At 47.4% G+C, this 11,684-nt stretch carries 10 protein-coding genes and 1 riboswitch; of the genes, 8 read left to right on the top strand and 2 right to left on the bottom strand.

The window, feature by feature from the left end:
- Positions 1-58: 58 nt before the first annotated feature.
- Together DWV73_RS06000 and DWV73_RS05995 are read left to right on the top strand one after the other, a co-directional pair.
- Positions 59-1,042: a hypothetical protein gene (locus DWV73_RS06000; protein ID WP_117796153.1), complete on the top strand. Its 984-nt coding sequence runs from the start codon at positions 59-61 to the stop codon at positions 1,040-1,042.
- A gap of 120 nt (positions 1,043-1,162) precedes the next feature.
- Positions 1,163-1,267: riboswitch (glycine riboswitch) on the top strand.
- A 149-nt stretch (positions 1,268-1,416) separates the two neighbouring features.
- Positions 1,417-2,820 (top strand): sodium:alanine symporter family protein, encoded by a 1,404-nt coding sequence (locus DWV73_RS05995; RefSeq protein WP_117796152.1) that lies wholly within the window; start codon positions 1,417-1,419, stop codon positions 2,818-2,820.
- 202 nt (positions 2,821-3,022) lie between these two features.
- Here DWV73_RS05995 and DWV73_RS05990 read toward each other — a convergent pair whose 3' ends face one another.
- Positions 3,023-3,961, bottom strand: coding sequence for a DUF4392 domain-containing protein (locus DWV73_RS05990; RefSeq protein WP_117796151.1), 939 nt, complete (start codon positions 3,959-3,961; stop codon positions 3,023-3,025).
- A 533-nt stretch (positions 3,962-4,494) separates the two neighbouring features.
- Between DWV73_RS05990 and DWV73_RS05985 the strand changes: the two genes are divergently transcribed.
- Positions 4,495-5,013, top strand: a complete 519-nt coding sequence (locus DWV73_RS05985; RefSeq protein WP_207661062.1) for a MazG nucleotide pyrophosphohydrolase domain-containing protein — start codon at positions 4,495-4,497, stop codon at positions 5,011-5,013.
- A 164-nt stretch (positions 5,014-5,177) separates the two neighbouring features.
- Here DWV73_RS05985 and DWV73_RS05980 read toward each other — a convergent pair whose 3' ends face one another.
- Positions 5,178-5,606, bottom strand: coding sequence for an Rrf2 family transcriptional regulator (locus DWV73_RS05980; RefSeq protein WP_117796150.1), 429 nt, complete (start codon positions 5,604-5,606; stop codon positions 5,178-5,180).
- 549 nt (positions 5,607-6,155) lie between these two features.
- Between DWV73_RS05980 and DWV73_RS05975 the strand changes: the two genes are divergently transcribed.
- From DWV73_RS05975 to sdaAA, 5 genes are all read left to right on the top strand, one after another.
- The gene (locus DWV73_RS05975; RefSeq protein ID WP_107000465.1) at positions 6,156-7,439 is read left to right on the top strand and encodes an O-acetylhomoserine aminocarboxypropyltransferase/cysteine synthase family protein; all 1,284 of its coding nucleotides are present in this window, start codon (positions 6,156-6,158) and stop codon (positions 7,437-7,439) included.
- A gap of 348 nt (positions 7,440-7,787) precedes the next feature.
- Positions 7,788-8,660 (top strand): phosphoribosylaminoimidazolesuccinocarboxamide synthase, encoded by an 873-nt coding sequence (locus tag DWV73_RS05970; RefSeq protein WP_022359439.1) that lies wholly within the window; start codon positions 7,788-7,790, stop codon positions 8,658-8,660.
- A gap of 211 nt (positions 8,661-8,871) precedes the next feature.
- On the top strand, positions 8,872-9,636 hold the full coding sequence (locus DWV73_RS05965; RefSeq protein WP_333549887.1) for an SDR family oxidoreductase: 765 nt from the start codon (positions 8,872-8,874) through the stop codon (positions 9,634-9,636).
- A 21-nt stretch (positions 9,637-9,657) separates the two neighbouring features.
- Entirely contained in the window at positions 9,658-10,317 is a 660-nt protein-coding gene (gene sdaAB, locus DWV73_RS05960; RefSeq protein WP_107000463.1) for an L-serine ammonia-lyase, iron-sulfur-dependent subunit beta, read from the top strand.
- A 42-nt stretch (positions 10,318-10,359) separates the two neighbouring features.
- Entirely contained in the window at positions 10,360-11,244 is an 885-nt protein-coding gene (sdaAA, locus tag DWV73_RS05955) for an L-serine ammonia-lyase, iron-sulfur-dependent, subunit alpha (RefSeq protein ID WP_117796300.1), read from the top strand.
- The last annotated feature ends 440 nt before the right edge of the window (positions 11,245-11,684 follow it).

Raw genomic sequence — 11,684 nt, 5'->3', positions numbered from 1 at the left:
CACAAAATCAAGCACAGAAAGATTTCGAGAGTACATAAAGTGGGAGAGGAGGGATTTTATGGATCAGATGGCGAAAGGGCTGCTCTTCGGAGCAGCCGTACTGAGCTTGGCGGCTGCGGGATGTTTTCCCGCTGCCGCGGCATCCATCAATCAGGTCAGGATTCGGCTGGCAGCAGAAGAGTTTGATGAAATGGGAATGCCTGTTTTGGAGGCAGAAAGCCGGGACAGGGCATATAGCGTCACTGGTGTGGAACGAATCTCCGGTGATTCGGCAAGCGGACCGGCGATGGATGGGGCAGAGGTGGAAAAAAAAGAAAATGAACAATATAAAGGGAGCATACAAGCCGACTCTGAAAATATAGGTACCAAAGAAGTTTCTTTAGAAGAACGAAAGATAGAAGAAATCCATGCAGAAGAACCTGCTCCGGAAATTCTATACGAAATAGAACTGGAATCCGACGCAGATGATTCTTTTTCCGTCCTTCGCCAGGAGGACATCCAGTTTTCAGGGCTTGGCGCGGTATGCAGCAAGGCAGTTCGGAAAGATAATGGCACTACGTTGCTTTTGACGATCGAATTACAGGATGCCGGAGAGATAATAGGAACGGTGGATGCAGCAGGCTGGGCGGAAAGAGGAATTGGCAGGTGGAAGAAAGCGCCGGGGGCTTCGGCATATTTGGTGATGCTTTACCGGGATGCGAAGCGTGTCGGACATCCGCATCGGACGAGTGCTGAACAGTACGATTTTGTACCGTTGATGCAGACTGCGGGTGTATATCATTTTAAAGTGATTCCTCTGACAAAGCAGGGAAAGCGTGGTCAGGCAGCAGAATCGGCATGGAGGAAAGTGACGGAGGCAGAGGCAGCTCAAAACCGGGAAGAATGGGGAGGGAAAAAGCCGGGATGGCAGCCAGAAGGGGAAATTCCATCGTATATTTTAAAAGATGGTGCATACCCGCAGATGGATTCTCTTTTGATTGGGGAAAAGTATGAGCAGTTTAATGAAAAGGGGGAAAACGTGTCGCGAACCGTAATATTTTGAGGATTTTCGTATAATTTATAAAAATCAGTTGAAAAAGCAGAAGAAATGTGATAGCATACCTCACATAAGTTCGTTCCTGTTTACTGAACCGTCCTGACGAGTGATCGAAGGTCAGTCAGGCAGGGACACTCTGGAGAGTCTCCAAGAAGGAGCGCCGAAGGTGTAAGACGGATGCACGTCCATGGTATTCGTTGATCTCTCAGGCAAAAGGACAGGGCATACAACCAATCACAATGGAACCAGGGGATGAGTTCTATTGTATGCATATGTTCTACTCTTTGGAGAGCTGATTTGTATCAGCTCTTATTTTATTACTCGATCCCGGATTTATAAAAGAGCCGGAATCGTAACGAAAACATAGAGGAGGATAAAAAATGGACACGATTTTGACACTGGTAAACAAAGGCAATGATTTTCTGTGGAGTTTTCTTCTGCTGATTCTGCTGTGTGGAACGGGCATCTATTACACGATTCGTCTCAAATTCATTCAGGTAAGAAAATTTGGAGAGGGCTGCAAGCATGTGTTTGGACATTTCAGCCTGAACGGAGAAAAACATGAAAAAGGGGAAATGAGCCCGTTTCAGTCGATCATGACGGCGATCGCAGCACAGGTTGGTACTGGTAACCTGGCAGGTGCGGCGACAGCGCTGTTTGGCGGCGGTCCGGGGGCAATCTTCTGGATGTGGCTGAGCGCGTTCTTCGGAATGGCGACCATCTACTCCGAGGCGGTTCTGGCACAGACCTACAAGACAGAGGTAAATGGTGAGGTGACAGGCGGACCTGTCTACTACATCAAGGCGGCATTTAAAGGTAATTTTGGAAAGGTATTATCCACTCTGTTTGCTATCTTTATTGTTTTAGCACTTGGGTTTATGGGCAATATGGTACAGTCCAACTCGATCGGTGCTGCGTTTACAGAGGTATTTCAGGTATATGGAATCAATATTCCGCCGATCACGATCGGTCTTGTGCTGGCAGTACTGGCAGGATTCATTTTCATTGGTGGAACCAAACGTCTGGCAGCTGTGGTAGAGAAGGTTGTGCCAGTTATGGCAGGCGTTTACATTGTAGGAAGCCTGATTCTGATTGGTCTTCATATCAATCACGTGCCGACAGCATTTATGATGATCATCAAGGGCGCGTTTGATCCGAAAGCGGTAATGGGCGCTGGTGCTGGTATCACCGTCCGCGAAGCAATCCGTTTTGGTGTAGCGAGAGGACTTTTCTCCAATGAGGCAGGTATGGGTTCCACACCGCATGCTCACGCACGTGCGAAAGCAGAAAGCCCGCATCATCAGGGGCTTTGTGCGATGATCAGTGTCTTTATTGATACATTTGTTATTTTAAATCTGACCGTATTTGCAGTCCTGACAACGGATGCGATGAGCTCCGGCAAGGATGGTACAGCGCTGACGCAGGCGGCATTCATGCAGAGTTTTGGAAACTTTGGTTCTATTTTTATTGCGATCTGCCTGCTGTTCTTCGCATTTTCGACGATTCTGGGATGGCATTTCTTTGGCCTGACGAATGCGAAATATCTGTTCGGCGAGGGGGCGGCAAAGGTTTATTCCTTCATCGTAGTGATTTGTATTGTCATTGGTTCTATGTTAAAGGTAAATTTAGTATGGGCGCTGGCAGATTTCTTCAACGCGCTGATGGTTATTCCGAACGTTTTGGCATTACTTGCATTGAGTCATGTGGTTGTGGCGGCTGATCGGAAAACGGAAGCGATCACGAAAAATGTGACCCAGGCATATCAGATTGCGGAAGAAAAGTAAGAGCAAATAAAAAGAAGATAAAAGGTAACTGTTCAGTAGGTCTGCGCGTGACTGTGAAGGTACTGAACAGTTACGATAGAAGTGAATTGTAAGCGTAAAAAGCGAGCATTAAACAATCATTCAAAAAAGACCTGCTTATGTAGTGAAATACATAGGCGGGTCTTTTTTATGAAAATGAAAACAAATAAAAAACCAAAAGTCCCTAAACAGCTGCCATTACCTTCCGCTCTCTGTAAAAATAAGGAGTTTCTCTCTTTGCTGTCTGCTTTTTAAGTGTTTCATCGGTCAATTTGCGGACAGACTGCAAAATCCTCAGATGCGTCTCCAGAGGGAGTGCATCAACGGTCAGTTCCGCTTTTTTCGTGCATCCATCCACACCGCCTGCTGCCACAACCCGGCGGAGCAATTCTGTCTCGGTGCGGTCAGAAGGGAGAAGATTCCGTCCTAATTCCAGGGAGAGCAGGGAGGCAATGCCCCAGCCCCACCAGTTGGAAACGCCGCTTGCCAGCGTCAGGTCTGCTGCTTCTGCGGTGCAGATAAGTTCGCCGTGTGGAACACCTGCGAGAATTTCACGGCGGAAGGTCCCCATTCCCATCTCGTTGCCGCCATCTCCGATGGAAATGACCGTGGCACCAGCTTCTCTGGCAGCAGACAGGAAAAGAGCCGAATCCGTGATCATGTCGTCGAGCTGTTCACCGCGCATGCTATGATAATGTCCGTTTTCAGCTTTACCTGGGCGCTCCAGGCTGATCAGATGGGTCGGTTTTGCATCATGGATAAAGGTGCGGATAAAGTTATCCGTATTCTGTTCCGGCAGACGGATCAAGGTTGCCTGCGGAGCGCGGAAGCGGAGAGCCGCTTCCAGATGCGGATAAGAAGACCAGTCGGTTACGACTGACACGCCGCAGCCAGCTGCCGTCAGCGCTGCTGCGAGGTTGGCAGTTCCGGAAGGTCCATCCGTCTCGCCGGTAATAGAACCGTCTGGCATTCGAACCGGGAAACCGGTCAGAAGAACGGCTCTTTTCGCATGGGCGAGAGAAGCAGACACAGCCGCAAGTGGGGAAGCAGGCAGAGATGCTAAAAGTCCGCGACCGCCAAAATCCTGTTTCATAATTGAATCTAAAGTTTCATAAAAAGTCATGGTATCAATCCTCCAGGTATACTGCATTGTGCAGAAATTGACAGGGGATTTTCTATCTGGATGATCCGAGCGCTTATTTACTGGATAATTTCCAAATCAAAAAAGATTGGAAGCAGTCCGGTATGGTAGCTGTATCGGAATCATGTGCAATAAAAAAAGACCCACGTATCCTGTAAGATTCATGGCTCTTATTTACGAAGGGAGCATCCGGGCAGGAGTCCCGATAAATAAAAGAATCTGTTTTGTTATAATTATATTGTAAATGAAAAATATCAGACTGTCAATTCCAAATTTATTTTACGGCTGACAGAAAGTGAAATTTGGAATATAATAAAAAATGGGGTAACTGTTCAGTAGGTCAGCGCATTTACTGCGCTGACCGTACGAAAATATGGGTCAGCAGGCAAAAATCCCATTGCCGTAGGCAATTTTTAATGGATTTTTGCTTGTGGCTGTGAAGGTACTGAACAGCTACAAAATAGGCATATAAACAAGCTCAGAAATAAAAGCAGACAAGAAAATGGATAGAGAGAATGAAACGAGAATCAAATGAGATAAAAAAAGAAAATGACCGCGCCGCATCGTTCATGCGCTTCTGCGAGGTGGTCCGCCATCTCCGTGCCGAGGACGGCTGTCCGTGGGATCGGGCGCAGACGCATACATCGCTGAAACCGTACTGCATTGAAGAAGCGGCAGAGGTGATTGGCGGTATCAATATCTGGGAGGCGACCGGCGATGCGGAGAACCTGAAAGAAGAACTGGGGGATTTAATGCTGCAGATTCTTCTTCACGCGCAGATCGCGGAGGAAGAAGGACTGTTTACGGTACGGGAGGTCATGGATGGCGCCAGCGAAAAAATGATCCGCCGCCATCCGCACGTGTTTGGTAAGTCGATGCTGTCCGAACAGGGAGAACCGGTCACGGATTGGGATGCAATCAAGAAGCAGGAAAAAGCCGGAAAAGAGTGGACGGAAGCGTATCTTCCAGGAGCTCTGGAAGAGGCGGAGAAACTGCTCGAGCGGGCAGAGGAGCGGAAAGGCATCAAAAAATAATGTTTGAGATGCCTCCAATCTGAAATAAATAGAAAAATCTATATAATAAAAAGGCATTCGGTCAAAATGGAATGCCTTTTTTGAATCCTTGTAAAGGGCGAAGTGATGGGATTTTCAAACGATGCCAATATGAATGATAAGATTTCACCGTTCATTTATAAATGCTAATTCGTACTTTTCGGCAAAGACTGACTTTCCTTTACCAGATCTTCTAAAGTAATATCATAGAAGAAATTGTGTACAACCTGATCAAAGCGTTTCCACATCGGCAGGGTCACACAGCTTGTCTGACGTTCGCACGGCGGCGCATCCGGTGCAAGGCAGGCAACGGAAGAGAGAGAGCCTTCGGTCAGTTCCAGAATCTCTCCGGCGGTATATTCATTCATCGGACGGGTCAGACGGTAACCGCCGCCTTTGCCGCGCTGTCCTTCCAGTAATTTATTTTTGACCAGAACCTTCAAGATGATTTCCAGATACTTTTCAGAAATCTGCTGACGGGTGGCAATTTCATTCAGTGGTATATATCCAGCAGAATTTTGTTCCGCCAGATCGATCATAACGCGCAGGGCGTATCTTCCTTTTGTTGATATCATTCGGTAACCTCCTTACTATTAACCAATTATAACGCAAGGTAATAGGACTTTCAAGGAGAAAAGCGTGGAAAACAAAGAAAAAAAGTTTTTTCCTAATACCTATTGACAAAGTTGGTTTATAAGAGTATCATTAAGCCATCGAGTTCGGAAAGAACATGAAAATGAAAAGGAGGCAGATACAATGGCAAGACAGAATATTGTATGGAACGGAAATCTGATGTGTTGTTGTCGAATGTGTAATTCCCGGGCATTTTATATGGTCAGGTAAATTTGCATATCTGCCGTTCAAGAGAATGACAACGATTTAAGATGCAAGCCATTTGCCCGGGAGCTTAAAGAAGATTAAGCGGTCCGGCTTTTTATTTACCCAAAAAGCCAAATATACATTTGCATAAGCAAATATAATATTGCGGAAAAAGCAATTATTTTATAGAAAGCTTGAAAATAAATGGAAAAACGCTTGCTCAAATAAAAAAATGAATATAAAATAAAAACGAATTTACATACTAGGAAATAAACTTCCAGAAAAAGAAAGAGAGGTATTTTGAGATGGGAAACTATAGATTTGAGACTCTTCAGTTACACGTAGGTCAGGAGCAGCCGGATCCGGCAACCGATTCTAGAGCCGTTCCGATTTATCAGACCACTTCTTATGTATTTAAAAATTCCGCCCATGCGGCAGCACGTTTTGGTCTGGCAGATGCCGGTAACATTTACGGACGTCTGACCAACTCCACACAGGATGTATTTGAGAAGAGAATCGCAGCACTGGAGGGCGGCGTTGCAGCACTGGCAACCGCATCCGGCGCAGCTGCTATTACATATACAATCGAGGCACTGGCAGCAGACGGCGGTCACATCGTAGCACAGAAGACCATCTACGGAGGCAGCTATAACCTTTTAGAGCATACACTTTCCCATTTCGGTGTATCTACAACTTTCGTAGATGCTCATAATCTGGAAGCGGTAGAAGGTGCAATTCAGGAAAATACCCGTGCTATCTATCTGGAGACTCTCGGAAATCCGAATAGTGATATCCCGGACATCGACGCGATCGCTGAGATTGCACACAAACACGGACTTCCGTTAGTCATTGACAATACATTTGGTACACCGTACCTGATTCGCCCGATCGAGCATGGCGCAGATATTGTCGTACATTCCGCTACCAAGTTCATCGGCGGACACGGAACCACTCTGGGCGGCATCATCGTAGATTCCGGTAAATTTGACTGGAAAGCAAGCGGCAAATATCCGGCAATCGCAGATCCGAATCCGAGCTACCACGGCGTATCTTTCGTAGAGGCAGCAGGTCCGGCAGCATTCGTTACCTACATCCGTGCTATCCTTCTGCGTGATATGGGCGCTACGATTTCCCCGTTCAACGCATTCCTGCTTCTTCAGGGAACTGAGACATTGTCTCTGCGTATCGACCGTCATGTGGAAAATACCAAGAAGGTTGTTGAGTACCTGTCCAAACATCCGTTAGTAGAGCACGTAAATCATCCGTCTCTGCCGAATCATCCGGATCATGCCCTGTATGAGAAATATTTCCCGAACGGCGGCGCTTCTATATTCACCTTTGAGATCAAGGGCGGACAGGCAGAAGCTCATAAGTTCATCGACAACCTGCAGCTCTTTTCCCTGTTAGCAAACGTAGCAGATGTAAAGAGCCTGGTTATCCATCCAGCAACAACAACCCACTCCCAGCTGACCGACGAGGAGCTGGCCGATCAGGGCATTAAGCAGAACACCATCCGTCTGTCCATTGGTACCGAGCATATCGACGATATCATCGAGGATCTGGAGCGTGGATTTGCAGCTCTGAAATAAGTAAGAGTGTGTCGGGCTGAGAATCCGAGTCATATACATAATAAATGGTAAATTGATAAAATGCGGTGTCATTTGCCAACTCTTCTTTAAGCAGGGAAGAACGGCAGATAACGCTGCATTTTTACTATTCCATTTTGGAAGAAAAAGGCGTAGAAAAATTCATACCAAACCGCCTTTCACAGGGTAAAATGCTGAATTGTTGGGATTTAAGGAGGAAACGGGTAGGCGAGTCTTGACAATAAGGGCGGGTAAGTGGTAATTTATCAGATAGAAGGATACAGAGCTGTACATTTGTGATATAGGGGGGCTCTGGATTCCACCATAAAATTTAAGAATGAGGTGCAAAAAATGCAGGAGATGAAACCGATTAAAGAAGGAAAAGTCCGTGAAATCTATGACAATGGAGACAGCCTGATTATGGTTGCAACGGATCGTATCAGTTGCTTTGATGTTATCTTACATAATGAAGTGACAAACAAAGGCAAGGTACTGACACAGATGTCCAAGTTCTGGTTTGACCTGACGAAAGACATTATCCCGAATCACATGATTTCCGTAGATGTAAAAGACATGCCGGAATTCTTCCAGCAGGAGAAATTCGAAGGAAAGAGCATGATGTGCCGTAAGCTTGAGATGCTTCCGATTGAGTGCATCGTCCGCGGTTATATCACAGGAAGCGGCTGGGCAAGCTACCAGAAGACCGGAAAGGTTTGTGGAATTGAACTGCCGGAAGGCTTAAAAGAGTCTGACAAACTGCCGGAGCCGATCTACACACCGTCCACTAAGGCAGAGATTGGCGATCATGATGAAAACATCTCCTATGAGCAGAGCGTAGATCATCTGGAAAAATACTTCCCGGGCAAGGGAAAGGAGTATGCAGATAAGCTGCGTGAATACACGATTGCACTTTACAAAAAATGTGCGGAGTACGCACTGGAAAAAGGTATCATTATCGCAGATACCAAGTTTGAGTTCGGTCTGGATGAGAATGGCAACATCGTTCTTGGTGATGAGATGCTGACTCCGGACAGCTCCCGTTTCTGGCCGGCACAGGGCTACGAGGCAGGACATTCCCAGCCGTCCTTCGACAAGCAGTTTGCACGCGATTGGCTGACCGCTCATCCGGGCAATGACTGGACACTCCCGCAGGAGATTGTGGACAAGACCATTGAAAAATATCTTCAGAGCTATGAGATGCTGACCGGCGAAAAGCTGGCATAAGCGGATCGCTCGATGCAGCCGGTCAGGTAGCGGAAGAAAATGCATTGAATAAAAGAAAAAAAGCTGCTGTGAAAAGAATGAAATTCTTGTTTCGCGGCAGCTTTTATATATGGAAATAAAAAACAAATATATCGCTAGTTCGTAATCTGCAGCAGAGGGGCTGTTTACAGATGTGTGCTTTTGAAAGGGAAAATAAAAGATGCGCGATTTCATGGATTTATTTAGCTTAAAGGGGAAAAAAGCGATCGTTACGGGCGGAACCAGAGGACTCGGCTATGGCATGGCAGAGGGACTGTGCAGAGCTGGGGCGGAGGTTGCTATTTTGGGAACAAGTGAGAAGGTGCGGGAGAGCGCTGATGCGCTTGCACGGACAACCGGTGTGGTGGTTCACGGAATAGTGGGAGATCTGGTAAGAGAAGAGGAGGTTCCGAATATCTATAAGCGTCTGGTGGAAAGTCTTGATGGTCAGGCGGATATACTGGTAAACTGTGCGGGAGTTCAGCACCGGTGCGTGGCAGAAGATTTTCCGATGGAAGAGTGGAATCGGATTCTGCGAGTAAATTTAGGTGCTATGTTCCAGATGTCTCAGCTGGCGGCGCGGGATATGCTGCAGCGTGGATACGGCAGGATTATTAATGTGGCATCGATGACCTCCTTCTTCGGAAGTGTGATGATACCGGCATACGCGGCAAGTAAGGGCGGTGTGGCGCAGCTCACGAAAGCCTGCTCCAATGAATGGTCATCGTGTGGTGTGACCGTCAATGCGATCGCACCTGGTTATATGGAGACAAAGCTCACATCGGACATGAAAGCCAAAAATCCGGATCAGTATGAAGAGGTAACGGCGCGGATCCCGATGCACCGCTGGGGGAAGGCGGAGGATCTGGCAGGAATTACCGTGTTTTTAGCGAGTGACGCGGCAGAATATATAACGGGAGCGGTAATCCCGGTGGATGGCGGCTACCTGGCGAAGTAAACGAGAGAAAAGGAAAGAAATATGAATCTATTTGATATAGTAGGTCCGGTGATGGTCGGACCGTCCAGTTCCCACACAGCGGGCGCGGTTCGGATTGGATTTGTGGCGCAGAAGCTTCTTGGGGAACCGGTTAAGCGGGCAAGGATTGGTCTGTACGGCTCATTTCTGGCAACGGGAACCGGACACGGAACCCAGAAAGCGCTGATTGCGGGACTTTTAGGAATGGTGCCGGACGACATGCGGATTCCGGACAGCTTTCACCTGGCAGAGGAGAAAGGGATTGAGTTTTCCTTTGAGGAAGCTAATTTAAAAGAGGCGCATCCAAATTCGGCGGAACTGGAGCTTGAGGGCATTTCTGGGCGCAGTCTGACGGTAGTAGGTGAATCACTGGGCGGTTCCCGGATCAATATTGCGAAGGTCGATGGGATTGAAGCCAATTTTTCCGGCAGTTATCCAACCTTGGTTGTCCACAATGACGATCAGCCGGGACATGTGGCGGATGTGACGGCGATGCTGGCGCACAAATCGATCAATATTGCGACGATGCAGCTCTACCGTGCGGCGCGCGGCGGCATGGCAGTGATGGTTATTGAGTGCGATCAAGAGATTCCGGAAGAAGGGCTTGTGTGGCTGCGCCGTCAGGAGGGTATCCGAAAGGTAACATATTTAAGTCTTCGATAGGAAAGGTTCATATAAGAAAAGGAATGGAACGGGAAAATGGAAATGTTATATCATTCAGTGAGTGATCTGGTCCGCTTAGCGAACGAACATCAAATTCCGCTCTGGAAGGTGGTTCTTCTGGCAGATGTGCAGGAACGCCAGGTGACGGTGGAAGAATCGTTTGAAACAATGCGGCAGATGTATCAGGCGATGCGCCAGGCAGATCAGGAATACGACGGCTCGATCGTCTCGGCAAGTGGAATGGCGGGCGGCGACGGAGAAAAACTGCACGCATACAATGCCTCCGGTCGCAGCCTGGCGGGCGGATACATGGGGCTTGTGATGGAAAAAGCGGTGAAAATGGGAGAGTCCAACGCCTGTATGAAACGAATCGTGGCGGCTCCGACGGCGGGCGCATGCGGGGTGATTCCGGCGGTATTTTTGTCGTATGAGGAATATTGTAAGGAAACGGAGAACCGGATGGTCGAGGCGCTCTTTGTCAGTGCAGGAATCGGTGCGGTTATTGCAGAAAATGCGAGCATCGCCGGTGCATCGGGTGGATGCCAGGCGGAGATTGGTTCAGCAAGTGCGATGGCAGCAGGGGGGCTGGCATATCTGCAGGGCGGCGATGCGGAGTGTATCGCGAATGCAGCGGCATTTGCCCTCAAAAATATGTTGGGACTAACCTGTGATCCGGTCTGTGGTCTGGTTGAAGTTCCGTGTATCAAGCGGAATTCCGCCGGCGCCGTCAATGCGGCGGTCAGTGCGCAGATGGCAATGGCGGGAATCAAGAGTGCAATCCCGGCAGACGAGGTCATCGATTCCATGCGTCGGATCGGCAATGCGCTTCCGGCTGCTTTACGTGAGACGAGTGAAGGCGGTCTGGCAGTGACCGAGAGCGCCAGAAAGATAGCAGAACGGATGGGAAAGAAGGAACACATTACGTAGAAAACCCGAGAAGGTAATGAAAATCAATAGAACCAGACAGCACGCGATTGCAGAACCTGTCAGAACTGTTCCAGCTGCTGATTAGAAAATAAAATTGTAGAAGAAAGAACAGCAATATAGAAATAGCTCTGTTTAAATGATGCCAGAATATTCTTGAAAATCACAAAAAAATATATAAAATAGCAAATTTAGAAAAATGCTTGACTTTCCGGGAATGCTCTGGTATCATAACATACGTCTTCGAGACAAGGACAAAAACAAAACACGAAACGAAAGAAATGATTTGAAGATTCTTGATGAACTCAGAAAAATTTCAAAAAAACGTGGATTTGTAAAAAAATAAAAAAGTGTTGACAAAAGCAAAAACTTTTGATAAACTATAAAAGTTGCTGCTGAGGCAACAACAAAGAACCTTGAAAACTGAACAGTATGTAAAACCC

Source organism: Clostridium sp. AF12-41, assembly GCF_003461685.1.
Taxonomy (GTDB): domain Bacteria; phylum Bacillota; class Clostridia; order Lachnospirales; family Lachnospiraceae; genus Otoolea; species Otoolea fessa.
The sequence above is the reverse complement of the archived record's forward strand: the minus strand, read 5'-3'. Positions and strand labels throughout refer to the sequence as shown.

What these genes read in the sequence shown, in the direction of transcription:
- DWV73_RS06000 (WP_117796153.1), top strand. Translation starts at nt 59, where the DNA reads ATGGATCAGATGGCGAAAGGGCTGCTCTTCGGAGCAGCCGTACTGAGC.
- DWV73_RS05995 (WP_117796152.1), top strand. Translation starts at nt 1,417, where the DNA reads ATGGACACGATTTTGACACTGGTAAACAAAGGCAATGATTTTCTGTGG.
- DWV73_RS05990 (WP_117796151.1), bottom strand. Translation starts at nt 3,961, where the DNA reads ATGACTTTTTATGAAACTTTAGATTCAATTATGAAACAGGATTTTGGC.
- DWV73_RS05985 (WP_207661062.1), top strand. Translation starts at nt 4,495, where the DNA reads ATGAAACGAGAATCAAATGAGATAAAAAAAGAAAATGACCGCGCCGCA.
- DWV73_RS05980 (WP_117796150.1), bottom strand. Translation starts at nt 5,606, where the DNA reads ATGATATCAACAAAAGGAAGATACGCCCTGCGCGTTATGATCGATCTG.
- DWV73_RS05975 (WP_107000465.1), top strand. Translation starts at nt 6,156, where the DNA reads ATGGGAAACTATAGATTTGAGACTCTTCAGTTACACGTAGGTCAGGAG.
- DWV73_RS05970 (WP_022359439.1), top strand. Translation starts at nt 7,788, where the DNA reads ATGCAGGAGATGAAACCGATTAAAGAAGGAAAAGTCCGTGAAATCTAT.
- DWV73_RS05965 (WP_333549887.1), top strand. Translation starts at nt 8,872, where the DNA reads ATGGATTTATTTAGCTTAAAGGGGAAAAAAGCGATCGTTACGGGCGGA.
- sdaAB (WP_107000463.1), top strand. Translation starts at nt 9,658, where the DNA reads ATGAATCTATTTGATATAGTAGGTCCGGTGATGGTCGGACCGTCCAGT.
- sdaAA (WP_117796300.1), top strand. Translation starts at nt 10,360, where the DNA reads ATGTTATATCATTCAGTGAGTGATCTGGTCCGCTTAGCGAACGAACAT.